Annotated in this window: 25 protein-coding genes and 1 pseudogene; 14 read left to right on the top strand and 12 right to left on the bottom strand. The window is 72.5% G+C overall.

What is annotated here, in order from left to right:
- Position 1 precedes the first annotated feature (1 nt).
- The 3 genes from ACSLIC_RS23315 (at position 2) to pssA (ending at position 2,867) form a co-directional block, all read left to right on the top strand.
- Entirely contained in the window at positions 2-1,207 is a 1,206-nt protein-coding gene (locus ACSLIC_RS23315) for an acyl-CoA dehydrogenase family protein (RefSeq protein WP_436739653.1), read from the top strand.
- Between the two features lie 168 nt (positions 1,208-1,375).
- Entirely contained in the window at positions 1,376-2,023 is a 648-nt protein-coding gene (locus ACSLIC_RS23310) for a phosphatidylserine decarboxylase (RefSeq protein ID WP_436740457.1), read from the top strand.
- Positions 2,010-2,867, top strand: coding sequence for a CDP-diacylglycerol--serine O-phosphatidyltransferase (pssA, locus tag ACSLIC_RS23305; RefSeq protein ID WP_436739652.1), 858 nt, complete (start codon positions 2,010-2,012; stop codon positions 2,865-2,867). Before ACSLIC_RS23310 ends, pssA begins: the two co-directional genes overlap by 14 nt.
- A gap of 86 nt (positions 2,868-2,953) precedes the next feature.
- On the opposite strand, the gene ACSLIC_RS23300 is transcribed toward pssA, so the two are convergent.
- The gene (locus ACSLIC_RS23300) at positions 2,954-4,129 is read right to left on the bottom strand and encodes a glycerate kinase (protein WP_436739651.1); all 1,176 of its coding nucleotides are present in this window, start codon (positions 4,127-4,129) and stop codon (positions 2,954-2,956) included.
- Between the two features lie 68 nt (positions 4,130-4,197).
- Positions 4,198-5,817 (bottom strand): ABC-F family ATP-binding cassette domain-containing protein, encoded by a 1,620-nt coding sequence (locus tag ACSLIC_RS23295; RefSeq protein ID WP_436739650.1) that lies wholly within the window; start codon positions 5,815-5,817, stop codon positions 4,198-4,200.
- Between the two features lie 316 nt (positions 5,818-6,133).
- Here ACSLIC_RS23295 and ACSLIC_RS23290 point away from each other — a divergent pair, with 316 nt between their 5' ends.
- The 3 genes from ACSLIC_RS23290 to ACSLIC_RS23280 are packed head-to-tail and all read left to right on the top strand — an operon-like array spanning position 6,134 to position 8,488.
- On the top strand, positions 6,134-7,069 hold the full coding sequence (locus ACSLIC_RS23290) for an ABC transporter ATP-binding protein (RefSeq protein WP_436739649.1): 936 nt from the start codon (positions 6,134-6,136) through the stop codon (positions 7,067-7,069).
- Positions 7,066-8,037 (top strand): ABC transporter permease, encoded by a 972-nt coding sequence (locus ACSLIC_RS23285; RefSeq protein ID WP_436739648.1) that lies wholly within the window; start codon positions 7,066-7,068, stop codon positions 8,035-8,037. The genes ACSLIC_RS23290 and ACSLIC_RS23285 overlap by 4 nt, the downstream gene beginning before the upstream one ends.
- Before the next feature lie 55 nt (positions 8,038-8,092).
- Positions 8,093-8,488, top strand: a complete 396-nt coding sequence (locus tag ACSLIC_RS23280; RefSeq protein ID WP_436739647.1) for a GntR family transcriptional regulator — start codon at positions 8,093-8,095, stop codon at positions 8,486-8,488.
- A gap of 7 nt (positions 8,489-8,495) precedes the next feature.
- Here the strand turns inward: ACSLIC_RS23280 and ACSLIC_RS23275 are convergent, their stop codons facing one another.
- Both ACSLIC_RS23275 and ACSLIC_RS23270 read right to left on the bottom strand, forming a co-directional pair.
- Positions 8,496-9,020 carry a methylated-DNA--[protein]-cysteine S-methyltransferase gene (locus ACSLIC_RS23275; RefSeq protein WP_436739646.1) on the bottom strand — a complete coding sequence of 175 codons (525 nt, stop codon included), beginning with the start codon at positions 9,018-9,020 and terminating at the stop codon, positions 8,496-8,498.
- 29 nt (positions 9,021-9,049) lie between these two features.
- Positions 9,050-10,522 carry an AlkA N-terminal domain-containing protein gene (locus ACSLIC_RS23270; RefSeq protein WP_436739645.1) on the bottom strand — a complete coding sequence of 491 codons (1,473 nt, stop codon included), beginning with the start codon at positions 10,520-10,522 and terminating at the stop codon, positions 9,050-9,052.
- Positions 10,523-10,816: 294 nt separating this feature from the next.
- Here ACSLIC_RS23270 and ACSLIC_RS23265 point away from each other — a divergent pair, with 294 nt between their 5' ends.
- Positions 10,817-11,626 carry a tryptophan synthase subunit alpha gene (locus ACSLIC_RS23265; RefSeq protein WP_436739644.1) on the top strand — a complete coding sequence of 270 codons (810 nt, stop codon included), beginning with the start codon at positions 10,817-10,819 and terminating at the stop codon, positions 11,624-11,626.
- Positions 11,627-12,144: 518 nt separating this feature from the next.
- Here ACSLIC_RS23265 and ACSLIC_RS23260 read toward each other — a convergent pair.
- Positions 12,145-12,786 carry a GNAT family N-acetyltransferase gene (locus ACSLIC_RS23260; RefSeq protein WP_436739643.1) on the bottom strand — a complete coding sequence of 214 codons (642 nt, stop codon included), beginning with the start codon at positions 12,784-12,786 and terminating at the stop codon, positions 12,145-12,147.
- Between the two features lie 322 nt (positions 12,787-13,108).
- Positions 13,109-14,530: a phytoene desaturase family protein gene (locus ACSLIC_RS23255; protein WP_436739642.1), complete on the bottom strand. Its 1,422-nt coding sequence runs from the start codon at positions 14,528-14,530 to the stop codon at positions 13,109-13,111.
- Positions 14,531-14,767: 237 nt separating this feature from the next.
- Between ACSLIC_RS23255 and ACSLIC_RS23250 the strand changes: the two genes are divergently transcribed.
- Entirely contained in the window at positions 14,768-15,553 is a 786-nt protein-coding gene (locus tag ACSLIC_RS23250) for a nucleotidyltransferase domain-containing protein (protein ID WP_436740456.1), read from the top strand.
- 29 nt (positions 15,554-15,582) lie between these two features.
- Here ACSLIC_RS23250 and ACSLIC_RS23245 read toward each other — a convergent pair whose 3' ends face one another.
- The 5 genes from ACSLIC_RS23245 to ACSLIC_RS23225 all read right to left on the bottom strand — a co-directional run bounded on the left by ACSLIC_RS23245 (position 15,583) and on the right by ACSLIC_RS23225 (position 20,908).
- Complete coding sequence (locus ACSLIC_RS23245; protein ID WP_436739641.1) at positions 15,583-16,422, bottom strand: inositol monophosphatase family protein; 840 nt, start codon at positions 16,420-16,422, stop codon at positions 15,583-15,585.
- 88 nt (positions 16,423-16,510) lie between these two features.
- Entirely contained in the window at positions 16,511-18,313 is a 1,803-nt protein-coding gene (locus ACSLIC_RS23240; RefSeq protein WP_436739640.1) for a gamma-glutamyltransferase family protein, read from the bottom strand.
- A gap of 40 nt (positions 18,314-18,353) precedes the next feature.
- Positions 18,354-18,518: a hypothetical protein gene (locus ACSLIC_RS23235; RefSeq protein ID WP_436739639.1), complete on the bottom strand. Its 165-nt coding sequence runs from the start codon at positions 18,516-18,518 to the stop codon at positions 18,354-18,356.
- Positions 18,519-18,601: 83 nt separating this feature from the next.
- Entirely contained in the window at positions 18,602-19,666 is a 1,065-nt protein-coding gene (locus ACSLIC_RS23230; protein ID WP_436739638.1) for a lipoate--protein ligase family protein, read from the bottom strand.
- A 318-nt stretch (positions 19,667-19,984) separates the two neighbouring features.
- Positions 19,985-20,908 carry an alpha/beta hydrolase gene (locus tag ACSLIC_RS23225; RefSeq protein ID WP_436739637.1) on the bottom strand — a complete coding sequence of 308 codons (924 nt, stop codon included), beginning with the start codon at positions 20,906-20,908 and terminating at the stop codon, positions 19,985-19,987.
- 107 nt (positions 20,909-21,015) lie between these two features.
- On the opposite strand from ACSLIC_RS23225, the gene ACSLIC_RS23220 reads away from it, so the two are divergent.
- From ACSLIC_RS23220 to ACSLIC_RS23210, 3 genes are all read left to right on the top strand, one after another.
- Complete coding sequence (locus tag ACSLIC_RS23220) at positions 21,016-21,450, top strand: MarR family winged helix-turn-helix transcriptional regulator (protein WP_436740455.1); 435 nt, start codon at positions 21,016-21,018, stop codon at positions 21,448-21,450.
- 241 nt (positions 21,451-21,691) lie between these two features.
- Entirely contained in the window at positions 21,692-22,969 is a 1,278-nt protein-coding gene (locus ACSLIC_RS23215; RefSeq protein ID WP_436739636.1) for a radical SAM protein, read from the top strand.
- Positions 22,966-23,886 (top strand): phosphotransferase family protein, encoded by a 921-nt coding sequence (locus tag ACSLIC_RS23210; RefSeq protein ID WP_436739635.1) that lies wholly within the window; start codon positions 22,966-22,968, stop codon positions 23,884-23,886. Before ACSLIC_RS23215 ends, ACSLIC_RS23210 begins: the two co-directional genes overlap by 4 nt.
- Positions 23,887-24,018: 132 nt before the next feature.
- Here the strand turns inward: ACSLIC_RS23210 and ACSLIC_RS23205 are convergent.
- Positions 24,019-24,327, bottom strand: a pseudogene (locus ACSLIC_RS23205) (helix-turn-helix domain-containing protein); the annotation flags it as partial.
- A gap of 94 nt (positions 24,328-24,421) precedes the next feature.
- Between ACSLIC_RS23205 and ACSLIC_RS23200 the strand changes: the two are divergent.
- The 3 genes from ACSLIC_RS23200 (at position 24,422) to ACSLIC_RS23190 (ending at position 26,803) form a co-directional block, all read left to right on the top strand.
- Positions 24,422-24,730 (top strand): hypothetical protein, encoded by a 309-nt coding sequence (locus ACSLIC_RS23200; protein WP_436739634.1) that lies wholly within the window; start codon positions 24,422-24,424, stop codon positions 24,728-24,730.
- A gap of 121 nt (positions 24,731-24,851) precedes the next feature.
- Positions 24,852-26,429: a hypothetical protein gene (locus ACSLIC_RS23195; protein WP_436739633.1), complete on the top strand. Its 1,578-nt coding sequence runs from the start codon at positions 24,852-24,854 to the stop codon at positions 26,427-26,429.
- Positions 26,429-26,803, top strand: coding sequence for a hypothetical protein (locus ACSLIC_RS23190; RefSeq protein WP_436739632.1), 375 nt, complete (start codon positions 26,429-26,431; stop codon positions 26,801-26,803). The genes ACSLIC_RS23195 and ACSLIC_RS23190 overlap by 1 nt, the downstream gene beginning before the upstream one ends.
- Positions 26,804-26,854: the final 51 nt, after the last annotated feature.

The following is a 26,854-nucleotide window of genomic DNA, read 5'->3' as shown; positions in this document are numbered from 1 at the left end:
CATGAGCCGACTCGCCCAGACCCACGGCCTCACCGACGTCCAGCAGGAGATCCTCTCCACCGTCCGCGGCTTCGTGGACAAGGAGATCATCCCGGTCGCCACCGAACTGGAGCACCGCGACGAGTACCCCACGCAGATCGTGGAGGGACTGAAGGAGCTCGGCCTGTTCGGGCTGATGATCCCCGAGGAGTACGGTGGGCTGGGCGAGTCCCTGCTCACGTACGCGCTGTGCGTGGAGGAGATCGCCCGCGGCTGGATGTCGGTCTCCGGCATCATCAACACGCACTTCATCGTCGCGTACATGCTCAAGCAACACGGCACGCGGGAGCAGCGCGAGCACTTCCTGCCCCGGATGGCCACCGGCGAGGTGCGCGGCGCCTTCTCGATGTCGGAGCCGGCGCTCGGCTCGGACGTCTCGGCGATCTCCACCAGGGGCGTCAAGGCGGGCGACGAGTACGCGCTCACCGGCCAGAAGATGTGGCTGACCAACGGCGGTTCCTCGACGCTGGTGGCGGTGCTCTGCCGCACCGACGAGGGGCACCCCGAGGGCACCGCGCCGCACAAATCCATGACGACCTTCCTGGTGGAGAAGGAGCCCGGATTCGGCGAGGTCCGGCCGGGACTGACCATCCCCGGCAAAATCGAGAAAATGGGCTACAAGGGTGTCGACACCACCGAGATGATTTTGGACGGACTGCGCATTCCGGCCAATCGCGTACTCGGCGGCACCACCGGCCGAGGGTTTTACCAAATGATGGACGGTGTCGAGGTCGGACGCGTCAACGTGGCAGCCCGTGGCTGCGGCGTCGCGCAGCGTGCCTTCGAACTGGGTGTCTCCTACGCGCAGCAGCGGCACACCTTCGGCAAGCCGATCGCGCAGCACCAGGCCATCCAGTTCAAGCTCGCGGAGATGGCCACCAAGGTCGAGGCGGCCCATGCGATGATGGTGAACGCGGCCCGCAAAAAGGACTCCGGGGAACGAAACGACCTGGAGGCGGGGATGGCCAAGTACCTGGCGTCGGAGTACTGCAAGGAAGTCGTGGAGGACGCCTTCCGCATCCACGGCGGGTACGGCTTTTCGAAGGAGTACGAGATCGAGCGCCTGTACCGCGAGGCCCCGATGCTGTTGATCGGCGAAGGGACCGCCGAAATCCAGAAAATGATCATCGGCAGGAGGCTCCTGGAGGAGTACCGTTTCCAGGGTTGATTGTCCTCTTTGGGGGATTTCTTCGAGAAGAAGATCACACCTGACCGACGCTCTTCGGCCGTCGACTACGGTTTCTGGCTTGGCCAGTTGTGGTCGCCACCCGATACCATCCCCGGAAAGCCGCCGTCCCCCGTTGCAGCGCGGCATCATCCGCTACGAAGGTCATCCATGCCCCACAGCCAAAACACTGCACCGCGCGGCTCGGTCCGCCTTGCGCGCGGGGCATCGCCGTGGCTCCTGCCGACCGTCGCCACCGCAGCCGTCAGCCTGATCCGCTCGCGCCGTTCCAAGCGCGCGGCGGCCCTGGCGGTGCCCGCCACCGCTCTGGCGGCGGGCATGCTGTGGTTCTTCCGCGACCCGGAGCGCGAGATCGCTCCGGGCCGGGTCATCTCCCCGGCCGACGGCGTGGTGCAGAGCATCATGCCGTGGAAGGACGGGCGCACCCGTGTCGCCATCTTCATGAGCCCGCTGAACGTCCACGTCAACCGCGCGCCGCTGGCCGGCACGGTGACGTCCGTCGAGCACGTGCCCGGCGGCTTCGTTCCGGCGTTCAACAAGGAGAGCGAGAACAACGAGCGCGTCGTCTGGCACTTCGACACCGAGCTCGGCGACATCGAGATGGTGCAGATCGCCGGCGCGGTCGCACGGCGCATCGTGCCCTACGTCCCGCAGGGCACGAAGGTGGAGCAGGGTGAGCGCATCGGGCTGATCCGCTTCGGGTCCCGCGTCGACATCTACCTCCCCGAGGGTGTCGAAGTCGACGTGGAGGTCGGCCAACCCACGACTGCGGGGGTGACTCGCATTGACCGTGTCTGACTCAGATACCCAGGCGGGCTGGGTGCCCGAGGCCGACGAGGACGACGACGGCGGCGAGGAGATGCCGCTGTCGATGCGCCTGTCGATAGCGGACACCCTGACCCTGGGCAACGCCACGTGCGGGTTCATGGCGGTGTACTTCACCACCACCGGCATCCTCATCCCGCACCTGACCGGCAGCGACGAGAGCGGCATGGCGCGGCACTCCGCCGCCACCGCCGTGATCCTGATCCTCTGCGCGGCGGTCTTCGACCTCTTCGACGGGCTGGTGGCGCGCAAGCTCCGCTCCTCGCCGATGGGCGCCGAGCTGGACAACCTCTCCGACCTGATCAGCTTCGGCCTGGCACCGGCGTACTTCGTCCTGGTGTACGGCATGGTGGCGGACGACGCCCACCAGCGGGTGGCCGCGCTCGGCGCGGTCGTGGTGCTGCTGGCGGTGGTGCTGAGACTGGCCCGGTTCTCCTGCGTGACCATGAAGGACGGCATGTTCCAGGGCATGCCGAGCCCCTTCGGAGCGCTCACGGTGGTCTCCATCGTGCTTCTGGAGCTGCCCTTCGTGGCGACGCTGCTGGCGATCGTCGGTACGGCCTGGCTGATGGTGAGCCGCGTCGAGTACCCGAAGCCGCGGGGTCCGCTCGCGGTGGCCATGCTGAGCTGGATCGTGGCCGCCATGGGCCTGCTGGCCGCCTGGGCGTTCGACGCCCCCGGCGGGCAGCTGCTGCTCCAGACCGGCTGCGCGCTCCAGTTGGTGCTGGGCGCGGTCATCCCGCTCTTCGCCACGGCCCGCCGGGTGAACAACTTCCGCGGCAACCGCCGCGAGGCGCGGGCGGCCCAGCTGCCCTGAGCGGTGACGCGCGGGACGCGAGACGTACGAGAGGGGCCCCGGGACCGGGAAACGGTCCGGGGCCCCTCTCGCGTGGCGTCGGCGGCTCAGGCGAGCCAGTCCTCGGCCAGTCGTTCCGCGAGCCGCTCCAGGAGGGTCCCGGCCTCACTGAAGCAGCGGTCGGGGTCGGACTCGAGGTCCGAGAGGGCGTAGGCGCGGCGGATGCCCGCCTTCCGGAGGGTTTCGGCGTCGAGGGTCAGGCGACCGCAGACGGCCACCGTGTCGATGCCCCGGGCGTGGGCCGCGGCGGCGACGCCGGCGGGGGCCTTGCCGTGCAGGGTCTGGCTGTCCAGGGAGCCCTCGCCGGTGACGACGAGGTCGGCGTGGTCCAGCGCGTCGGCGAAGCCGAGGACGTCGAGCATCACCTCGATGCCGGGCCGGAAGCGGGCGCCGAGGCCGACCAGGGCGCCGAAGCCCATCCCCCCGGCTGCTCCGGCACCGGGGGCCTCGGCCGCCTCGGCGGCACGGTCGCCCAGGGCGTCGGTGAGGACGCGGGCGTAGTGTGCGAGGGCGGCGTCCAGGGTGCGTACGTCGTTCTCGTCGGCGCCCTTCTGCGGGCCGTAGACGGCGGCGGCGCCCGTGGGGCCGGTCAGCGGGTTGTCGACGTCGCCGGCGAGAACGAGGTCGACCTCGGCCAGGCGCGGGTCGAGGCCGCCCAGTTCGGCGCGGTCCAGTGCGGCGAGGGCGGCACCGCCGGGGCCGACCGGGGTGCCGTCGGCGGTGAGCAGGCGGGCACCGAGGGCGCTCAGCATGCCGGCGCCGCCGTCGGTGGTGGCGCTGCCGCCGACCCCGAGGACCAGGGTGCGCACGCCCGCGTCGAGGGCGGCGGCGATCAGCTCGCCGGAGCCGTGGGTGGTGGCGGTGAGGGGCGCCGGGACACCACCGGGGAGGTGCTGGAGTCCGGACGCCTCGGCCATCTCGACGACGGCCGTGGTGTCCCGCAGGGCCCAGGTGGCGGTGACCGGCTCGCCGGTGGGGCCGGTCACCTCCCGGGTGTGCCGGGTGAAACCGGCGGCGACGGCGGCGGCGACCGTGCCGTCCCCGCCGTCGGCGACCGGCAGCGCCCGCACCACGGTGCCGGGGCGGGCGCGGCGCAGCCCCGCGGCGACGTGCGCGGCGACCTCGACGGCGGTCAGTGAACCCTTGAACTTGTCCGCGGCGATCAGCACACGTGCGTGTGCCGTACGGCGAGTGTCGGCCACCCGTTGCTTCCCCTTGCTCATCGGGCCTTGCCTCGGCAAGGCGGTCGCGCCGCTCGCCGGGCCACCCTGCGGGAGCGCCCGGCGCCGGCTCAGCGGGCGCGTTCCACGCGGCGCTCGTCCCAGACCGGCTCGCTCGTCTCCCGCAGGCGGCCGTCGGAGCCGAAGACGAGGAAACGGTCGAAGGAGCGGGCGAACCAGCGGTCGTGGGTGACCGCGAGGACCGTCCCGTCGTACGCCTCCAGGCCGTCCTGGAGGGCGTCAGCGCTCTCCAGGTCGAGGTTGTCGGTGGGCTCGTCCAGAAGGAGGGCGGTGGTTCCCGCCAGCTCCAGCAGGAGGATCTGGAAGCGGGCCTGCTGGCCGCCGGAGAGGCGGTCGAAGCGCTGCTCGGCCTGGAGGGTCAGCTCGTAGCGGCGGAGCACCGAGTGGGCGGCGCCCCGGTCGTGGGCGTACTCGGTCCACAGGATGTCGAGCAGGGTGCGCCCGTGCAGCTCGGGGTGGGCGTGGGTCTGCGCGAAGTGGCCGGGGACGACGCGGGCGCCGAGCCGCCACTCGCCGGTGTGGGCGACGTCCTCGCCCGTCAGCAGGCGCAGGAAGTGGGACTTGCCGGAGCCGTTGGAGCCGAGCACGGCGACCCGCTCGCCGTAGTAGACCTCCAGGTCGAACGGCTGCATGAGGCCGGTCAGCTCCAGCCGCTCGCAGGTGAGCGCCCGGACGCCGGTGCGGCCGCCGCGCAGCCGCATCCGGATGTCCTGCTCCCGGGGCGGTTCCGGCGGCGGCCCGGCCTCCTCGAACTTGCGCAGCCTCGTCTGGGCGGCGGCGTACCGGGAGGCCATCTCGTGGGAGACGGCGGCGGCCTGGCGGAGGTTGACCACCAGCTTCTTGAGCTGGGCGTGCTTCTCGTCCCAGCGGCGGCGCAGCTCCTCGAAGCGCGCGAACCGCTGCTTGCGCGCCTCGTGGTACGTGCCGAACCCGGCGCCGTGCACCCAGACGTCGGCCCCGGCGGGACCCGGCTCGACGCTGACGATCTTCTCGGCGGAGCGGGCGAGGAGTTCACGGTCGTGGGAGATGAAGAGCACGGTCTTGCGGGTCTGGCGGATCTGCTCCTCCAGCCAGCGCTTGCCGGGCACGTCGAGGTAGTTGTCCGGCTCGTCGAGGAGCAGGACCTCGTCCTGGCCGCGCAGCAGGTACTCCAGGACCAGGCGCTTCTGCTCACCACCGGAGAGGGTGCGGACCTCGCGCCACTGGGCCCGCTCGTAGGGGACGCCGAGGGCGGCGGTGGTGCACATGTCCCAGAGGGTCTCGGCCTCGTACCCCTGGACCTCCGCCCAGTCGGCGAGGGCCTGGGCGTACGCCATCTGCGCGGCCTCGTCGTCCACGGCCATGACGGCGTGCTCGGCGCGGTCGACGGCGGCGGCGGCCTCGCGCAGCCGGGGCGGGGCGACGGAGACCAGCAGGTCGCGGACGGTTTGCTCGTCGCGGACGCTGCCGACGAACTGGGGCATCACGCCGAGGCCGCCGCTGACGGTGACGGTGCCGCCGTGCGGCTTCAGCTCTCCGGAGACGATCCGCAGCAGGGTGGTCTTGCCTGCGCCGTTCGGCCCGACCAGGGCGTAGGCGGCGCCCTCGGGCACCCGGAACGACACGTCGCCCAGCAGAGTGCGCCCGTCGGGCAGGTCGTACTCCAGATGCGCCACTTCGAGATGTCCCATGCGGGCATCCCATCAGCAGCGACGGCCCGCGGGCAAACGAGATAGGGCGCCCACGGTCCGGAGCCGACGGAGTCCGCGCTCGCCGAACAGGGGCGCGCTCACCTCGTGGCCCCCGCAACCCCCTGCGGGGAACCGCGCGGCGGGAGCTCGCGCGTGCGCTCCAGGGCGTCCGAAAGGCCATCCCGCTCGGGTGTCCGCCTGCGTCCCGGTCCGTCTCTTCTTGACACACCCCTGCCCCAAGTCCATGATTCCATTAATGGAATGACTGATTGATCGACGGTCACCGAAGCGACGACCGAGGGCGGGGAACACTGAGATGAGCACGACGACCGGCACCCCGGGTGCCGGGGAGTGGGCGGTCCAGGCGGAGGGCGTGGGCAAGCGCTACCGGCGCGGCTGGGCCCTCCAGGACTGCACCTTCCGGCTTCCGGCCGGGCGGATCTGCGGACTGGTCGGGCCCAACGGCGCCGGCAAGAGCACCCTGCTCCGGCTGATGACCCGCCAGGTCCGGCCGACCGAGGGCGAGCTGCGGCTCTTCGGGACCCCGGTGGACGACCCGGCGGTGATGCCGAGGTTCGCCTTCCTCGGGCAGGACAAGCCGCTCTTCAAGCGGTTCACGGTGGCGGAGACGCTGCGGATGGGCGGCGAACTTAACCCGGGGTGGGACATGGCGGCGGCCGAGCGCATCGTCCGCTCCGGCGGCGTACCGCTGCACGCCAGGGTGGGCGCCCTCTCCGGCGGACAGCGCACCCGGGTCGGCTTCGCCCTCGCCTTCGGCAAACGCCCCGACCTGCTGCTGCTCGACGAACCGATGGCGGACCTCGATCCGCTGGCCCGCAACGAGATGGGCGCCCTGCTGATGGCGGAGGCCGTGGAGCGCGGCACGACGGTGGTGATGTCCTCGCACGTGCTCACCGAGCTGGAGGACATGTGCGACTTCCTGCTGGTCCTCGCCGGAGGGCGGGTGCGGCTGACCGGCGGCACCGACGCCCTCGTCCCGGCGCACACCCTGGTGACCGGTCTCGCGCCCGAGGGGACACCGCCGCCGGAACTCGCCGCGCACACCGTGGTCGATGTGCGGACCCAGGGGCGTCAGTTCCAGGCGCTGATCCGCGCCTCGGGTCCGCTGCCCGACTCCTGGTCGGTGATGCGGCCCAGCCTGGAAGAAGTCCTGCTGGCCCACCTCCGCTCCCCCGACGCTCCCGCGCTGGACGCGCCGGACGCCCGCACCGAAGGGATCACCACCCCGTGACCGCCACCGTTCCCGCCGCCCCCGCGGCGACCGTCTCCCGGCCCAGACTGCTGCGCGGCCTGCCCTGGCTCGTCGCCCGCCAGCACCGGGCGACCGCGCTCGGCGTGCTGGCCGCGGTCGCCGTCGGCTGCGCGCTCATCCTGCAGCAGCGCTTCGAGCTGGTCGGCATCCTGGACCGGGCCGGCTGGCCCGGGAAGGAACCGTCGCACCCCGTCGTCGGCGGGAGCCTCCACTCGTACATGACGCTCGGCCTCAGTGCCCTCCCGATGGCGCTGGCGGTCTTCGTGGGCGCCCCGCTGATCTCTGGGGACCAGGAGCAGGGCACCGCCCAACTGGTCACCACCCAGTCCGTCACCCGGCGGCGGTGGCTGCTGGCCAAGCTGGCCTGGGGCTACTCCCTGGCGCTGCTGGCCGCTGTCCCGCTCGCACTGCTCCACACCTGGTACTGGGAGCCGCACCGGTCGGTGATGCCGCACCAGTGGGTGGAGGGGGCGGTCTTCGACAACACCGGCCCGATGCTGCCGGCGTTCGCCCTCTTCCTCACCGCCGTCGGCGTCACCGTCGGCCTGCTGGTGCGCCGGGTGTTCGTCGCGATGACCGCCACCTTCGCCTTCGCCCTCGCCTTCGAGATCGGCTGGGACCGGGTACGCACCGGTCTGGCGCCCTCCCGGATGTTCACCCACCCGCTCGACACGGAACTGCCCGGCCGCCTGTCCGAGGCGTACGAGCTGGACCGCTGGGTGGGCAGCGCCGACGGACGGCTGTACGGCTGGGGCTCCTGCGCCGAGCAGACGGAGGCCGCCTCCGAGGCGTGCCTGCGCGAGAAGGGGATCGTCGACAACGTGATCGAGTACCTCGGCTACGACCAGATGCCCGCCATGCAGTGGACCGGCGCGGGCATTCTGCTCACCGGGACGGTCCTGCTGACCGCCTTCGCGGTGTGGAGAGCCGGCAGGCGGCCGCTGTGAGCGGGGCGCGGCAGGACTCCGTGAAGTCGCCGCAGTCGGGCGGGAGGTGAGGGCGATGGTCATGTTCCGGATCGACCGGCGCAGCGGGGTCGCCACCTACCTCCAGATCGTCCACCAGGTCGAGCAGGCCCTGCGGATGGGTGTCCTGCGCGAAGGGGACCAGCTGCCGACGGCGGCCCAGGTGGCGGCGGCCACCAAGGTCAACCCGAACACCACCTTGAAGGCGTACCGCGCCCTGGAGAGTGCGGGCCTGGCCGAGGTGCGGCAGGGCGCCGGCACCTTCGTCACCCGCTCGCTGGTGCGGGCCGACGGCGCCCCGGGCTCGCCGCTGCGCGACGGGCTCGACCGTTGGCTGGGCAAGGCGAGCGCCGCCGGGCTGAGCGGACCCGAGGTCCGGGCCCTCTTCGAGCAGGCGTACGCGGCGGCCTACCCCGAGGAGGGGCGGGGCTGAGCGGGGCTCAGAACAGGGCGGAGGCATCGCGTCCCTGCGCGCGCTCGTGGGCGAGGAGGGCGCGCTTGCGGTCGATGCCGCCGCCGTAGCCGGTCAGGGAACCGCTCGCGCCGATGACGCGGTGGCAGGGGACGATGATGCCGACCGGGTTGCGGCCGTTGGCGAGGCCGACGGCGCGGGAGGCGCCGGGACGGCCGAGGGCCTCGGCCAGCCGGCCGTAGGTCCGGGTCTCGCCGTACGGGACGGTGCGCAGCAGCTCCCACACGGAGCGCTGGAACGGGGTGCCGTCCAGGCGCAGTTCGAGGTCGAAGACGGTACGGGTGCCGGCGAAGTACGCGGCGAGCTGGTCGGCGGCCTCCTGGAACGGGCGGTCCTCGCGCGGGCCGAACTCCTCCTGGGCGGGCCGGTGCCGCTGGCCGGCCATGTAGAGGCCGCTGAGGACGCCGCCGGTGGCGACCAGGGTGAGCGGGCCGCAAGGGCTGTCGACGACGGTGTGGCGGCGGGCGGCCGCCGGGGGCGCGGTGCGGGTCATGGGGGTGCTCCGGTGGGGCTGGGCGCGGTTCAGGCGGGCAGGAAGTTGACGGGGTGGTCGTCGGTGGCCCAGAGGTACTGGACGGCGTACGCCCGCCAGGGGCGCCAGTCGGCGGCGCGTGCGGTGAGGCGGCCGGGGGTGCCGGGCAGGCCGACCCGCTCGGCGGCGCGGCGCACCCCGAGGTCGGTGGCGGGGAAGGCGTCGGGGTCGCCGAGGGCGCGCATCGCGATGATCTCCACCGTCCACGGGCCGAAGCCGGGCAGGGCCCGCAGCCGGGCCCGCGCCTGGTCCCAGTCCCCCTCGGGGCCCAGGCCGACCGAGCCGTCGGCGAGGGAGGCGATCAGCGTGGTCAGGGTGGTGCGGCGGCTGCGGGGCATGGCCAGTTCCGCGGGGTCGAGCCCGGCGAGGTCGGCGGGGCGCGGGAAGAGGCGGGTGAGGCCGCCCGCCGGGTCCTCGACGGGCGTGCCGTGGGCGGCGGCGAGGCGGGCCGCGTGGGTGCGGGCGGCGGCGGTGGAGACCTGCTGGCCGAGGACGGCGCGGACGGCGAACTCGGCGGCGTCGACGGTACGCGGGACGCGCCGGCCGGGCGCCTTGGCGACGAGCGGCGCGAGGACGGGGTCGGCGGCGAGCCGCTCGTCCACGGCGACCGGGTCGGCGTCGAGGTCGAGCAGGCGGCGGCAGCGGCTGATGGCGAGGGTGAGGTCGCGCAGGTCGGTGAGGGCCAGTCGGCAGCCAATGTGGTCGGGGGCCGGGGTGAGGCTGACGATGCCCGGGCCGTGCGGCAGGTCGAGGGTGCGGCGGTAGGCGCCGTCGCGCCACTCCTCGACGCCGGGGACGGCGGTGGCGGCGAGATGCCCGAAGACGTTGTCCGGGGTGAAGGGGGTGCGCAGCGGCAGCCGGAGGGAGACGGCTCCGGCTGCCCGGTCGCCACCCGTGCCGGGATTGCCGCGGGCACGCAGCGCGGACGGGGAGAGCGCGTACACCTCGCGCACGGTGTCGTTGAAGGTGCGGACCGAGGAGAATCCCGCGGCGAAGGCGATGTCGGCCATCGGCAGGCCGGTGGTCTCGACCAGCAGCCGGGCGGTCTGGGCGCGCTGGGCGCGGGCCAGCGCGAGCGGGCCGGCGCCGAGTTCCGCGAGGAGCTGGCGCTCGATCTGGCGGGTGCTGTAGCCGAGGCGGGCGGCGAGTCCGGGGACGCCCTCGCGGTCGACGGTGCCGTCGGCGATGAGCCGCATGGCGCGGGCGACGGCGTCCGCGCGCTGGTTCCACTCCGGTGAGCCCGGGGTGGTGTCCGGGCGGCACCGCTTGCAGGCCCGGAATCCGGCCTGCTGGCAGGCGGCGGCGCTGGGGTGGAACACCATGTTGTGCGGCTTGGGCGGCACGGCGGGGCAGCTGGGGCGGCAGTAGATCCCGGTGGTCAGCACGGCGGTGAAGAACCAGCCGTCGAACCGGGCGTCCCTCGACCGCACGGCCCGCACGCAGCGCTCGGTGTCGGTGTACATGACTCCAGGATCGCTCCTGCCGGGGATGGACGCTGGCGAGAATCCGACATCAGCATGCGGGGCGCGGCGGGGGTGGCGGGAAGCGGGACCGGTCCGGAGCCGAGAAAGAATTCCGCCCTCCGAGAACAGCCCGGGGAAAGGGTTGCGCCCCTGGTGAACCGGTGTTCCGGCGCCTTGCGGGAGGCTCTGCGGAAGCCTCGGCTCCACCACCCGGACGAGCCGCCCCGCATCGGCAGCCAGGCACGATCGTTGAAGCGCTGCCCGCATCGTTTCGTTTTCGCCGAAAGACCACGCATGTCTCACTCTTCCGCCACCGCTCTCCCCAGCGCCCCGCCCGCGGAGTGCCGCCGGACCACGCTCGGTGTCTACCTCCCCTCCGGCCTGCCCGGCGTCCACCGGTACATCGAGGCGCTGGCCCCCGCGCTTCCCGGGCAGGAGGGTTTCTTCGAGATCGGCATCCCGCACACGGATGCGATCTACGACGGCCCGCTCATCCGGGCGATCTACCGCCAGGCCCTCCAGGACGGCGCCACGATGGCCGACGTCCTGCGGACCGTGGAACACGCGGCCCGGCGCGCGCCCGTGGTGGTGATGAGCTACTGGGAGCCGGTGCGGCAGTACGGGCCGGAACGGACGGCGCTGGCGCTCGCCGGGGCGGGTGCGTCCGGCATCATGATCGTGGATCTGCCCGAGGCGGACACCGCGGCCTGGCACGAGACCGCGGCACGGGCGGGGATCACCGCGCCCCGCTTCGCCGCCCCCGGCCTGCCCGACCCCGACCTGAGCCGCCTGGTCCGCCTCGCCTCCGGCTGGCTCTACGCCCCGGCCAGCACCGCCCCCACCGGCTACCGGGGCCCCCTCGACCTGGGCGCCCTGGAGACGTCCGTGCGACGGCTGCGCTCGGTGACCCCGCTCCCCGTGGTGGCGGGCGTCGGCATCTCCACCCCGGCCCTCGCCGCGGCGGTCTCCCCCATGGTCGACGGCATCGTCATCGGCAGCCCGGTCCTGCGCACCCTCGCCGCCGACCCGGGCGAGGCCCCGTTGCTGGTCGCGGAGTTCGCGCGGGCGGTCTGCGCGGAGGAGCAGCCGGCGATGCCGGTGTGACGGGGCGGTGCCCCGACGCGGCCCGGAGCCCCGGTCCGGCGGGAGCGGCACCCGTCCCCCGACGGGGCTCGGTGGAGCGCGGCGCCGACCGGCCGACGGGGCCGCCGCTTCCGGCACGGCCTCTCGCGGAGCGGGCTCCCGCTGCTCCGGCCCGGGGCGGCCTGCCGCCCCGGCTCACCGTCCCGCTCGTCCTACCCGGGACACAGGGAAGCTCCCCGGCCCGGCCTTGGGCGAAGGAGCAGGGGCGGCGGCCGTTCCCGCCCGGCGCCACGCTGCTCCGAAACCCCGCCCGGCCGTCTCCGGCAACCCCGTCCGTGCGGGGGCGCCGTCGCGATCGGGGAGGTCTGCGCCCTCCCGCCGTCCCCCGGCGGCGGCCCGCCCTCCGCTGACCGTCGAGGAGGCCGGGAGCCGGCCCGACTGGCACGGGGACGCGCTGGGAGAGTGAGACGGCGGCCTGGGCGGGGCGGGCAGGCCCTTGAGCCCCGCACTCGGCCGCTGTCCGCGCCGGGCCGGAGTGCCTACCCGAGGTCCGTTCGCCCCGTCGGCGCGGCCACGGACCGGCGTTCGAGGAAGAAGAGCCGTGCCGACTTGTGCTCCATCGCGATCTCCTCGCCGGCGGTGAAGCCGCCGAGGGAGAGCCGCCGGTGGCACCTGGTGTTGCGGGCGTCGGGCTCGCCGACCACGCGCAGATGCGCCGGATCGGCCCAGACGAAGTCGAGGATCGCCGTGAGCAGCGCGCCGCCGAACCCGGGCCGGGGTGCGCCTTCGGCGGGGGCGAAGAGCAGGTGGATGCCGACGTCGCCGGGGCGTACCGGGTAGTAGTCGCCCAGGGGGTCGTGCTGCGGCTGGTAGGTCTGGAGCAGCCCGACGGGGCGGCCGGCGTGTTCCATCAGGTAGGCGTGGTGGGTGTCCAGCCCGTCGAGGAAGGCGTACACCTCGCGTACCCGCTCCACCGTGTGCCCGACCATGCCCCAGAACCGGGCGCGTTCGTCGTCGACCCACGTGTGGACGAGGGCCGCGTCCCGTTCGGGAGCGAGCGGCCGGAAGGAGACGGGGCCCGTACCGGGCACCTCGCAGGTGTACGGCACGGGTCCGGTGGGCTCCGGGCGCGCCGCCTGCGGGGCGCCGGGGGCGGTGGCGGGGACGGCAGGATCACTCATACGTCTGTCTCCTCGGCGGGGCTGGTCGGAAGACGGCCTCCCGGCCGCCAGCTGTCTCATCCTGCACCGGCACGGGCGATCGACGGGTACGGGGTCAACACGCCACGGCCTGCCGTCATTTGGCAGTCCTTGCGAGCGGGGGCGGGCGCGCCGGGGCTCCGGGCGCTCAGCCGGCCCGCGCGGCGAGCGCTTCGCAGGCGCGGACCGTCGAAGAGAACGCACCTGCCTCCTCCTCACGCGTGCCGGCCTCCCGCACGGCTGCCACGGCGATCCGTGCCGCGTCCTCCAGCGGCCACCGGTGCGGGCCGAGCCGCTCGGTGGCTCAGCGGCGGTTGAGGTGGCGCCAGACCGCCCTGGCCGCGTTGTGGCCGGACATGCCGTGGACGCCCGGGCCGGGTGGGGTGGCCGAGGAGCAGAGGAAGACCGCCGGGTGCGGGGTGGTGTGCGGGGAGAGGGTGAGTTTCGGGCGCAGGAGGAGCTGGAGACCGGAGGCGGCGCCGCAGGCGATGTCGCCGCCGACGTAGTTGGCGTTGCGGGCGGCCAGTTCCGGCGGCCCGGCGGCGGCGCGGGCGAGGACGCGGTCGCGGAAGCCCGGGGCGTACTCCTCCAGTCGGCGTTCGACGGCGTCGGTGAGGTCGCCTCGCCAGCCGTTGGGGACGTGGCCGTAGACCCAGAAGACCTGCTTGCCCTCGGGGGCGCGGGTGAGGTCGGCGACGCTCGGCTGGACGGTGATGAGGAACGGCGGGGACGGCGGCCGGTTCTCGCGGGAGACGGCACGCAGGGCCGCGCCGATCTCGCGGGGGTCGGCGCCGAGGTGGACGGTGGTGGCGCGGCGGGCGTCCGGGGAGGTCCAGGGGACGGGGCCGTCCAGGGCGTAGTCGAGCTTGAAGACGCCGGCGCCGTAGCGGTAGCCGTCGTAGTGGCCGCCGAGTCCCGCGATGCGGGCCAGCGCGGTGGGCGAGGTGTCGAAGACGTAGGCGCGGGCCGGCGGGAGGTCGTCGAGGCGCTTGACCTCGTAGTCGGTGTGGAGGCTGCCGCCGTGGTCGGTGAGGAGCCCGGCGAGGGCGTCGGAGATCGCCTGCGAGCCGCCCTGGGCGACCGGCCAGCCCCGGGCGTGCGCGGCCAGGGCGAAGACCAGGCCGACGGCGCTGGTGGCGATCCCGTCGAGCGGCGCCATGACGTGGCCGACCAGTCCGGCGAAGAGGGTACGGGCCCGGTCGTCGCGGAAGCGGCGCAGCAGCAGGGAGGCCGGGGGCAGGCCCGCCAGGCCGAAGCGGGCCAGGGTGAGCGGGTCGCGGGGCAGGGCGGTGGACGGCAGCGCCATGAAGTCGCGGAACAGGCCCTCCCAGCGGAGCAGCAGGGGACTGATCAGCCGCCGGTACGTACCGGCGTCGCGCGCGCCGAAGGAGGCGGCGGACTCGCCGACCGAGCGGGCCAGCACGGCGGCCGGCCCGCCGTCCAGGAAGGGGTGGGCCAGGGGCAGTTCGGCGTGGAGCCAGCGCAGTCCGTACCGCTCCAGGGGCAGCGCGGCGAAGGCCGGGGAGGTGGCGCCGAGGGGATGCGCGGCGGAGCACGGGTCGTGGCGGAAGCCGGGGAGGGTCAGCTCCTCGGTGCGTGCTCCCCCGCCGATGCCGTCCCTCGCCTCGAAGACGGCGACGTCCATGCCACGCCGGGCCAGTTCGACGGCGGCGGTCAGTCCGTTGGGCCCGGAGCCCACGACGACGGCATCGAGCAGCGTGGGCATGCGCGGACTCCTGGGTCGGCCGGGCCGGGTCGTCCAGGATATGCGGGTGCGGCCCGCGCGGGGCCGCCGGTACGGTGCCGGGGGGCCGTGACGCGGTCCCGTCCGCGGCTTCCGCCTCCGGGTGCGGGCCGCCCCCGGCGAGAGGACGCGATGACGGCGACGACGAGCGGGCCGCACGGCGGCGGGGGCCCTGCGGACGGCGGGTACGCCCCCGTGGTGTGGGAGCCGGTCGCCCGGATGGCCCGGGAGTTGACCGCCGTACCGGGTGTCCGGGCGGTGGCGCTCGGCGGGAGCCGGGCCCGTGGCACGCACCGCCCCGGCTCCGACTGGGACCTGGGCGTCTACTACCGGGGCGCGCTCGGCCTCGACCGCCTCACCGCCCTGGCCTCGGCCGCGCAGGGCTCGCCGGTGGAGGTGGCGGGGCCCGGCGGCTGGGGGCCGTGGGTGAACGGCGGGGCCTGGCTGCGGGTGGACGGCGTCCCGGTCGACTGGATCCTGCGCGACCTGGACCGGGTCGAACGGGTGTGGCACGACTGCCGCGGGGGTCGGTACGAGGTGGGGGCGCAGCCCGGACACCCGCTCGGCTTCTGGTCGCCGGGGTACGCCGGCGAGGTGGCGTACGGGCGGGTTCTGGCCGACCCGGCGGGCGAGTTGGGCGCGCTGCGGCACCAGGTGCGCGAGGAACCCGGCTACCCGGAGCCGCTGCGCCGGGCGCTGGCGGGGGCTGCGTGGGAGGCGGAGTTCTCGGTGGCGGCGGCCGCCAAGTCGGCGCCCGGCGGGGACGGGCTGCACGTGGCGCTCTGCCTGGCGCGGGCGTTCGGCGTGCTCGCGCAGTCGCTCCACGCCCATCACCGCCGCTGGCTGCTGAACGAGAAGGGCGCGCTGGCGGCCACTGCGGCGCTGCCGGGAGCGCCGGAGCGGTTCGCGGACCGGGTCACCGCCTGTCTGGCCGGGCTGGACGCCCGGGCGGTCGAGGCGGCAGCCGCGTTGGTCCGCGAGGTGCGGGGCGTAGTGGACGCCTGAGGCGCCGGTCCGTGGCCTCCGCGCCCGGCTCAGCCGCCCAGCAGCTTCACCACCCGCTCGGCCGTGGCCAGGTCGCGGGCGGCCGTGAAGGGCAGGGCGTTGCCTCCCCGGTAGCGGAAGGGCACCCGGTCGCGGGTGAGGTGGGCGCCGCCGGCCTCGGTGACCAGCAGGAGCCCGGCCGCGTGGTCCCAGGCGGCCTCCCAGGAGAAGGCGGTCGCGTCACTGGTGCCGCGGGCCACCGCCAGGTACTCCAGCCCGGCCGAGCCGCAGGGGCGCGGGTCGACGCCCGGCACCCGCAGGCCGAGCAGGGCCTCCTTCTGCGCGGGCGTCGTGAAGTCCGGGTGCGAGGTGGCGACGGACAGCGCGGCGCCGTCGGCGGGCGAACCGGCGGCCAGCCGGGTGCCGTCCAGCCTCGCGCCGTCCCCGCGCACGGCGATGGCCAGCTCGCCGAGGGCGGGGGCGTAGGTCCAGGAGGCGAGGGTCTCGCCTCCGCGCACCAGGGCGACCAGCGTGCAGAAGCCCGGGTCGCCGTGGACGAACTGGCGGGTGCCGTCGACCGGGTCGACGATCCAGACGGGCGTGTCGCCCTCCAGCGCCCCGCACACCCCCGGATCGGCGTGGACGGCCTCCTCGCCCACGACGACGGAGCCGGGGAGGAGGGCGGTGAGGGCGGCGGTGAGCCGGACCTCGGCGAGCCGGTCGGCGGAGGTGACGAGGTCGTGCGGGCCGGACTTCTGGACGACGTCGTCCTCGGCGAGCTGCCGGAAGCGCGGCACGACCTCGGCGGCCGCCGCCTCCCGGACGGCCTCGGTGACGTCGTCGAGGTGGCGGTCGAGGAATCTCCTCAGTTCGGAGAACTGTTCGATCATGTCTCCCATCAGACCATGCCGCACCGGCAACGCCGGACCGGCCGGCGGCGACGGCGAGGTGAACTCCGGGTGCCCCCGGCGGCTCGGCTCAGCGCCCGACCGCGTACCCCTGCATGCCGCGCGGGTTGGCGGCGGCCGAGAGGACGCCGGTGCGCGGGTCGCGGGCGACGGCGCACAGGCGGCCCTCGGACCAGGGGCCGCCGACGGTCACCCGGTGGCCGCGCCGGCGCAGCTCCCCGACCACCTCGGCGTCCGTGCGGGACTCCACGGTGACGGCGCCGGGGTCCATCCCGCGCGGGTAGAAGGAGCCGGGGAAGGAGTCGGTGTGCCAGTTGGGGGCGTCGATGGCGCCCTGGAGGTCGAGTCCGCCACGGACCTCCGGGCGCAGGGCGACCGCGAGGAAGAAGTGGGTCTGCCACTGGTCCTGCTGGTCGCCGCCGGGCGTGCCGAAGGCCAGCACGGGCACACCGTCGCGCAGCGCGATGGACGGCGTCAGCGTGGTGCGCGGGCGCACGCCGGGGGTGAGGGTGTTGGGCAGGCCCTCGTCGAGCCAGGTCATCTGGAGCCGCGTGCCGAGCGGGAAACCGAGTTCGGGGACGACCGGGTTGGACTGGAGCCAGCCGCCGCTCGGCGTGGCCGAGACCATGTTGCCCCAGCGGTCGACGATGTCGAGGTGGCAGGTGTCGCCCCGGGTGGCCCCGTCGCGCGCCACGGTCGGCTCGCCCGCACCGGCGGCGCCGGGCGCGGCGGCGTGGGCCCCCTGCCCGGCGGCGACCGCGCGGGCGTGGGCGGCGAGCGCGGGCGTGCGCCCCTCGGGGCTGCCGGGCCTCAACTCCAGGGAGGCCCGGTCGCCGATCAGCGCGCGCCGCCCCCTGTTGTACTCCTCGGAGAGCAGCGCGCCCACCGGCACCTCGCAGGCGTCGCCGTACCACGCCTCGCGGTCGGCCATGGCGAGCTTGCAGCCCTCGATCAGCAGGTGGACGTAGTCGGCCGAGCCGTGGGCGGGCAGTTCGTCCGGGAGCAGCGCCAACTGCTGGAGCAGCGCGGGCCCCTGGCTCCAGGGGCCCGCCTTGCAGACCGTCCACCCGCGCCAGTCGTACGTCACGGGCGCCTCGTACGAGGCGGACCAGTCGGCCAGGTCCTCGGCGGTGAGGGTGCTGCTGTGGCGGGTGCCGGTGGTGTCCATGGTGGGGCGGGCCGCCTGGCGGACCAGGGCCTCGGCGACGAAGCCGGTGCGCCAGACGGCACGGGCCGCCTCGATCTGCGCGACCCGGTCGGCGCCGCCGGCCTCTTCGGCCTCGGATATGAGGCGGCGCCAGGTGGCGGCGAGAGCGGGGTTGCGGAACAGCGCGCCGGGGGCGGGGGCCTTGCCGCCGGGCAGGTAGACCTCGGCGGAGCTGGTCCACTCGGTGGTGAACAGCTCGCGGACCGTCTCGACGGTGGCGGTGACCCGCTCGACCGGGGCGTGCCCGTCCTCCGCGTAGCCGACGGCGTACTTCAGGACTTCGGCGAGGGTGCGGGTGCCGTAGTCGCGCAGGAGGAGCATCCAGGCGTCGAAGGCGCCGGGGACGGCGGCGGCGAGGGGGCCGGTGCCGGGGACGAGGTCGAGGCCGAGCGAACGGTAGTGGGCGGCGCTCGCCCCGGCGGGCGCGACCCCCTGGCCGCAGAGGACGCGGACCTCGCCGTCGTGGGGCGCGAGAAGCAGGGGGACCTCGCCGGCCGGGCCGTTCAGGTGCGGTTCCACCACGTGCAGGACGAACCCGGCGGCGACGGCCGCGTCGTAGGCGTTGCCGCCGTCCTCCAGTACGGCCATCGCGGACTGCGAGGCCAGCCAGTGCGTGGACGAGACCATGCCGAAGGTGCCTTGGAGGGTGGGACGCGTGGTGAACATGCAGCCTCTCGCCTTGCTGTCGACGCCGTTTCCCCGCAGGCTACCGACCGCCCTGAACGGCTGTTCGCACGTCTCGCCGGGGAACCCGGGCGACCCACTCCTCGGTGGCGGACTCGGTGCGGGCGAGTTCCTCGGCGAGCGCCGTCTCCCGGTCGGTGACGGCGCCTTCGGCCAGACCGTAGCGGTCGCGGAAGGAGCCGATCATGCGGCGCCACGAGTCGGCGTGATCACGGGCAAGGGGCTACTCGCCCTGCCGGGTGCGAGGGGGCACCCGGCAGGGCTCGGCGTTCACGGGACGCGCGCGGTCCATTCCTCGGTCGCGAACTTCGTCCGCACCAGTTCCTGCGCGCGGGCCATCTCGTCCGCCGCGACTTCGCCAGTGGTCAGCCCGTAGCGGTTGCGGAAGGAGGCGATCATGTTCTCGATGACCTGCTCCCGCGCGAGGCCCGTCTGGCGGCGGAGCGGGTCGACACGCTTCTTGGCGCTCTTGGTGCCCTTGTCGGACATCTTCTCCTTGCCGATACGGAGCACCTCCAGCATCTTCTCGGCGTCGATGTCGTAGGACATCGTCACGTGGTGGAGGACGGCTCCAGGGCCGCCATCGGGGCCCACCATGCGCTTCTGGGCCGCACCGGCGATCTTGCCGGCCTCGGTGGCGATGTCGTTCAGGGGCTGGTACCAGGCCCTGATGCCCATGTCGCCGAGCGCCCCGAGCACCCAGTCGTCGAGGTAGGCGTAGCTGTCCGCGAAGGACAGGCCCGAGACCAGGGACTCCGGTACGGACAAGGAGTACGTGATCGTGCTCATGGGCTCTACGAACATGGCCCCGCCACCGGAGATGCGACGCACCACCGTCATCCCGTGCTTCGCGGCCCCTTCGGGGTCCACCTCGTTCCGCAGGGACTGGAAGCTGCCGATCACCACGGCGGGCGAGGCCCACTCCCATACCCGCAGGGTCGGCGCCCGCCGCCCGGCGGCCACCTCGGCGGTGATCACCTCGTCCAGCGCCATGTGCAGGGCCGGCGCCTGCGGCCCCATGCGCACCAGCTGCCAGTCGTAGTCGCTCCACTCGGTCGCGTGGGCCAGAGCGCGCCGGACGGCGATGCCGACGCCCTCCGCTGTCAGCCCGAACATCACGGTCGACTCCGGCATCGCCGCCGTGATCCGGGCGGCCAGCCCTGCGGCGTCCGTCGATGAGGGTGAACCCTCAAGGGCCGTGTTGATCGAGAGGATCGCCTCGTCCGGCTCCAGGAAGAAGTCCCCGGCGACTCGCACGTTGCGCAGGACACCGTCCTCGACATCCAGATCCACGACGACCAGCTTGCCGCCGGGCACCTTGTACTCGCCATGCACGGCTTCGTCTCCTTCCAGTGCGCTGCACGTGTCCTGAGCCTGCTGCTCCGGCATTCGAACAGATACGTACATCTTTCGGATTGACCTTAGCTTGGCGTGTACCCTGCGGCGGCCTGGTGGGCTTTGATCGGTTCGGGGCGTCCGGCTGTTCTGCAGACGTTGCGGTGGGCGGCTCGGCGCTTGCTCTTCGAACCGGGAGGTCGTCCGGATGTACGAAGCCCTCGCCGCACGCGAGCGGGGCTGAGGCGGCGAGGCGGAGTCGGGTGTGAGCGGCGATCACTGGTGCTGCGACCGCACAGGTACGCCGGTTCGTATGCCTTACAGGTTGTTCGCATAGAAGCTGACGAGTCGCTCGACGGCAGCGTCGACGTATTCGGGTTCGTCGTACATCTCGTAGTGGCCGGCGCCGTCGATCACCATGAGGTCGACGGGGTTGGGGGCCAGCTTCCACAGCCGCATGCCGGTGTCGTAGGAGCCGGTGTTGCCGATGCGTCCGGCGAGGATGACCTGGAGTGGTTGGGTCATGAGCTGATCGGCCAGGTGGAACGCGTCGTAGCCCAGCAGGTGGGAGTCGCTGCGCAAGAGGCGCCGGTTCGTGGAGTGTTCGCTACCGCCTCGCTCGGTGCGGTAGTAGGTGATGGCCTGAGTGGTGTCGATGTCGGTCAGGCCCGCCGCCGTGGCGTCCTCGAGGGTGTCGGGCAGCCAGTTCACGCGGGTCGTCTCGCCGGAGCGGGCCTCTTCGGTGCGTGCGTCCGCGAGGGCGTCGAGTGCTGCGGCCGGACCGTCGGGCTGGAAGCTGCGGAATGAGGCGCCGATGTCGACGGGGACGACCGTGCCGACCGCGGTGATGCGGTGGTCCGTGCGGGCGGTGTGCACGGCGTAGCCTCCACCGGCGCAGATGCCGAGGACGCCGATGCGCTGCGGGTCGATGCCGGGGGTCGTGGAGAGCGCGTCGATGGCGTAGGAGATGTCCTCCCCTCGGCGGTAGGGGTCTTCGAGGTCGCGGGGCTCGCCCTCGCTCTGGCCCTGGTGGGCGGGGTCGAGGACGAGCGCCGCGATGCCGCGAGCGGCGAGGCGGGATGCGTAGTTGGCGCCGATCTGCTCCTTCACGCTGCTGCCTGGGGTGGAGAGCACCACGGCGCGCAGCGGCGCGCCGCTGTCGGCGTTGTCGGCGTTGTCGGGCAGGTGGAGGTCCGCGGCGAGGTTGAGGGGACCGCGCGGGATCGTGAGGTGCTGAAGCATGCCTGGCTTCCTCCGTGAGACTGTTGTTCCATAGGAGTCCAGTACAAGACACTATCTTGTACGATCTGAAACTAATACGAAACTGCATCACCTGGATGGAGGGCCGCATGCCGGTCGACGGGGCGCATCTGTGGACGCTGAACCAGCGGCTGCTGGGTGTTGTGATGGATGCCTGCACGGGGGAGCTGGCCGAGCTCGGGTTGGAGACGAAGGAGTTCTTCGTCCTGGCCGAGGTGGAGGCATCGCCGTACCCGGCTGAGATCGCGACGGCGCTGCTGCTGCCCAAGGCGAGCGTGACGGTCTACGTTCGCAACCTCGTCGCCAAGGGCTTCGTCCGCCGCGAGATCGACGAGGCGGACCTGCGGCGTCATCGGCTCGTACTGACCGCTGAGGGCACGCAGGCACGCGATCGAGCACTTGCAGCTCTCGCGGCGGAGTACGACCGCAGGTTGGCGAGGGTCACCCCCCAGGACCGCGTTGAGCTGCAACGCATCCTCAAAGCGATGCTCGCCTCGCCCGCGTCGGGCCGTATGCGCGAGTGATTCCAGGTCGAAGCGGCGGAGGAAACGCTGCGACCAGCGGTCCACTCCGCCGGTGTCGCGTCGGGGACCGAGCTCCGCAGCCGGACCGGTTCACCCCCGGCTGGTTCGCGTGCCGGGCGCCCGGCCTGCGCCCTCACCTGGCCGCTGATTCCTTCCGGCCACAACCACGCCATTGTTTTGAATGTGCCTCATAGCTAGCATGGCCTGCCCGTGCCCAGCGTGTGATCGGCGGGGGAAAACCATGTCCGTGCACATCCCAACAGTCGGCATTAGAAGGGGAATTCACCCTTCCGGTCAAGAGGCGGCGTCCCGAGCCGTCCTGGTCCAGTTCAGCGACCTCTTACTGACCGAGGACAGCACCATGAGGGACTACTACACGCGTTCATACGCCCGCATGCGTGGTTACTACATGCCGCAACACTTCATGGAAATCCCGTACTGGATTCCCATCGTCGCCTCCATGCTCCCCGACCAGCATTTCCGCAAAGAGCTCATGGTCGTCGACGATCTCGACGTCGCGCACCGCCGCCTCGCAAAGGCGGCCGAGGGCGATGTGTTCCTCTTCTCTGCGCTGGACGCCAATGTGGAGCAGCTGCTCCATCTGGCCTCCACCGGCGCGACGATGGTCGTCGGGGGCTACGTCGACCCGGAGGTGTTCGCGGGGCACCCCCATGTGAGCTTCCTCCACGACGTCGCGAACCTGCCCGACTTCCTGCCCGGGGCACGCCCGCGGACCACGCTCGACTACCGGCTCTTCGACGGACTCCAGTGCATCCCCCGGTTCAGCATGAGCAGCGGATGCTCGTTCCGCTGCAACTTCTGCACCGTCCCCACGCAGGTCGTTCCCGCCGACCCCGCGGGCCACGAGGCCGAGATAGCCGCCCTCGCGCCCCTGGACTTCCGGCTCGCCTTCATCGACGACAAGTCGTTCGGCGATCCGGCGGCGAACAACTGGCGGGACCTGGGCGAGGTCCGGGACATTTTCGCCGCCTCCCATCCCGGCTTCGAGGGGTTCATCATCCAGACCCCGCCGTCCCTGGCAGCCAGGCCCGGGTTCCTCGCCGACTGCCGTGACATGGGCGTGCGCTACGTCGAGTTCGGCGTCGAGACCGCGCACGACGGTCTCCTCAAATACCTCCGAAAGCCCTTTCGCACCAAGCACCTCTACAAGGCGAGCGAAACCATCCGCGAGTTGGGGCTCTACATGATCCCCAACTTCATCATGGGTATACCTGGGGACGACTACAGAAGAACAGTTCAATGGGTCAGGGAATTCGTGGACATCATGCCCGCCGTCAACATCAACTGGCTCGCCGCGCACTACGGCAATGAACGTGGGCGTCTCGACCTGCCCGTCGAGACGTTCGGAGACCGGGACCAGAACACTGTCACCAAGAGCTGGCTCGGCCAGGAGGAGATCGCCGCCGGACTGAGCGCGGTCCAGGAGATATACGCGGTCACGGAGGCGTACTGGCGCGACCGCGCGACCTACCCGGCGGAACAGGTGTCCGCACGGTGACGACAGAATCCGCCACGGCCCGGACCACCGCTCTGCAAGTGGAAGTCGGCCGCGCCCTCGGCGATCCCGGCATCCGCGTCGCTCCATGGCGGGAAGGAGTGGACTACTTCGCCGACCTCGCCCGCCATCCCGACGGCAGGATCGCCGGGGTCGTGCGCTCCCCCCGCCACGAGGTCCTGCAGACCGACTACGAGGGCGCCGTCGACTTCGCCGACGTACTCGCCAAGGAGGTGAACGTCCTCGGACTGCTGGGCAAGGCGGGTGTACCGGCTCCTTCCGTCCTTGATTGGCGGCGGCGCGGCACCCCGGACGGCATCTCCTGGATGCTGTGCGAGCACATCGAGCACCAGCCGGCGGAGGAGCTGAACGAGGACCAGCAGCAGGAGCTGGGACGCATCACCCGTGCGATCCACTCCATCCGCCCCGGCGCGACGGTGGGTCGCCCGCCGGGCCCATGGCCGCCCTACGTTCTCGGGCGCCTCACCGACCGGCTGCGTGCCGCCGAGAAGTACTGCCCCGGGCTGTCCACCGACACGGTGCTGTCCCGGTGCGCGGCCGATGTGCCCGCTGACGCGCACCGGACGGACGCCCTGCTCCACCTCGACCTGCGGGCGCCCAACATCTGCGTGCGGCAGGGGAGCATCGCGGCGGTGATCGACGTCGCGAACGCGATCACCGGTGACCCCTGGCTCGAGCTCGCACGGGTCCGCTTCTGCGGGCTCTTCACCGAGGCCTTCCGGTCCGGGTACGGGCTCGACGACGCCGACGTCGAACAGCACCGACGAGTCCTGGACTTCTACGAACTGGACATCGCGGCGCTGCTGACCGTCGTGGCGGTGGAGGAAATCGACGACCGGGAACTGCTGGCGTCGTCCCGAGAACGTCTGGAGCACCTGTGCGCGCAGATCGTTCGCTGAGTCCACCGCTCTGCGGCGCCCAGACGTCCCCGTCCTTCGGCTAAACACCGGCACAGGACCTGGCTCCCGCCAGAACGCTCACCCACGCCACCAGCCCTGCCGCGGGGCACCCGGCGGGGCTGGTGGCGTGGTTGCAAGGGTCCCGTCGAGCAGAGCGAAGTCAGGATCCGTCTCCCGCAACACCTTCAGCAGGCCTGGCGCGCGAGCGGCGAGCAGACCGATGACGGCGCCGACGTAAGCGTGCGCGGCTCCAACGGAGATGCCGAACCCGGCCGGGAGTTGGGCAAGCGTGTCGTGGCGGCGCAGGTACACCAGACCGACCAGGGCACGCTGGTTCGGCGGCAGTTTGCAGCGACGGTCACCCTCGCGGGTGACGATAAGCATGGTGACCCACTCGACCAGCGCGTGTGGCAGATCGAGTGCGGCAGGATAGGGAACCAACGAGGCACCTGCGCTGATGAGTTGAGACGTCGAACACCTCCCTCAACGGCACGGGTGCCTCGTGCGTTGCGGTCCCCTCGTCGTCACCCCATCGGTGGCCACTCTGAAAAGGCTCCTTGATGCCGCGCGCACGCGGCTGGTCGAGTGTCCGGAGGGTGAGCGGGACGCAGTGGCCGAGGCGCTTCAGCGGGAGCTGTTCATCCAGCTGGCGGCGTTCCTGCAGAAGAACCCCGACGCCGCGGCCGAGCTGCAGGCGCTGGTGGATGGCGCGGACTCGGCGGAGGAGGCACGAGGCGACCGGACCAGCGTGCACCACAACACCAACAGCCAGGTGGTCATCTCCGGTGGCGGCATCAGCACCGGCGGCAGCATCGTCTACCGGGCGCCCGGGGGTGAGAAGTGAGCGACGAACCCGCCTATGGCGGTGTTCCGTCCCAGCCCACCTCCCCTCCTCCGGTGCCCGTGCACGTGAACGTGGAGGCAACGACCGCTCTTCAATCATCGTTGCCGCGGGTTCGGTGACGATGACGGGCAAGCAGCTGTTGTCGGCCGCCGACATCTCCGACGCGGAGCTGCAGGTGGTGCGCACTGCCTGGGTCGGCGGCGTCGGCTCACAGGGTGAGCCGCTGACCGCCGCGGCCGAGGCGGCCGCTCTGCTCATCGGCGAGGGCGCCTTGGCGGTGATCGCGGGGGCGCCCGGCTTCGGGAAGCGTACGACGGGGATCAGGGCTCTGCGGGAGGCGGCAAAGGCGGTCGGTACCGTTAGCGACGGCCTGCCTTCGCTTGTGGAGATCAGTCCTGACTGGAGTGATCCCGCTGTTCCGGATGTCTCCGTACTGCCAGATGAGCCGGGGACCGGCTACCTGCTCGATGTCGCGGCGGAGATCGGTTCGTGGAAGGACCCTCGCAAGTTCGCCGTCGGGCTCGTGTCTTATGCGGAGGATCTGCGGCACAACGGCTCGTTCCTCGTGGTGGTCGCCGACAAGTCGGGATGGCCGGAGGACGAGTCCGGGGCGCTGGCTCGGGCGGTCATTCGGGCTGCGGTCGAACCCTCCACCCACCAGGTGGCGATCTCTCATCTGCGGCAGGTGCACCGGCTCCCGGACAGGATTCACTGGGTGACGCCGGGCCCCAGGGACGTCAGCAGTTCCCGGGGCAACCTGGCTGATCTGCTGACCGAGAGCAGCAGTCCGGCGGACACCGACAGGCTCGCCGGCATCCTGGCCAAGGTGGAGGCGTCGCCGAAGGGGCAGGAGGCGGCACGGGCATCGTTCCAGAAATGGCGCCCTCAGGTCGCTGACGTGTTCGACAGGACTCAGCACAAAGCCGATGACCGCGCTCTGCCGATCGCGTCCGTGTCCCTCGGGGGCGAAGAGGCTCTCACCATTCAGGGCGCCGCCCGGGATCTTCTGGGCGAGGAGCCGGAGAAGGACGTACGGACCATCCTGACCGGCCCGGATCTCACCACACGTCTCAAGGGGGTCGGCGCCCAGGTGAACGGGCGCCGTGCCACCCTCGACCACAAGCCTGGATACGCGCGGTCGGTGCTGCTGCACCTGTGGCGGCAGCGCGTGGACATCCACACACCGCTGCTGACGTGGCTCAACGAGCTCACCGCTCCCAAGGGGCCGAGCGCCACCCGGCTTGCCCCGATCAGCGACCTGCTGGTCGACCTGGCCATCGCCGAGAACGACATCCGTGTCATCGACAAGGTCCGCGCCTGGATCGACAACGGCAACAGCGCCGACGAACACCTGGAGTTGATCGCCCGGGTCCTGGCGACCGCCGCTGAGGCGGACGGACTGGGCCCGGCGGTGCGGTCCCGGCTCCTGACCTGGTCGCAGGACCCCCGGTCGCTGTCGCCAGGACCATCGCCCTGGTCTGTCAGACTTCCTTCGCCGACCACTATCCGCGCCAGACCCTGGTACGGCTGCGTCACATCCTGGCCCGCACCGATCGCGACGCGGCCGTCGAGGCGGCCGAGACCGCCCTGTCTGCGCTCGCCTCCCGCAAGTACCAGTTCGCCCGGGTGTGGGCGGCCGTCATTGGGTGGGCCAAGGAGAGCGGGCACCTGGCCGGCCACAGGGCGTTTCTCGCACTGATGGACCCGCGTACCGACCCGTTCGCCCTCCGCGTCGTGCTGACGGCGGCCGTCGATGACCCGGAGATCAAGCAGGCTCTGGTCGACGCCTGGAGCACAGCCCTGGCGAACGCCCAGGTCCATCCCGAGGCGCGTGACGTATTGATCGCCTGGGCGCACGCGCGGGTAGAGGACGAACTGGTCCCCAGGGATCTGATCACGGACCTGCTGCGCCGCGTCGTCGAGCGGCATCTGATGGCCACGCCGATCGCCGCCCTCGTCTTCGGCGAACCCGATGTCCGCTACGACGAAGCCGTGATCGAGCTGCGCAAGGAACTGCGTATGCCGTCGCCCGACGCCTTCGCTGACGGCCACCGCGGGAGCCCTGACACGTGACTCCCACCCGTGGTCACGTCGCCGCGCTCGCAAGGCGCTGCGGCGTGGCCT

Source organism: Streptomyces sp. BBFR102 (assembly GCF_051397025.1).
Taxonomy (GTDB): Bacteria; Actinomycetota; Actinomycetes; order Streptomycetales; family Streptomycetaceae; genus Streptomyces.
The sequence above is the reverse complement of the archived record's forward strand: the minus strand, read 5'-3'. Positions and strand labels throughout refer to the sequence as shown.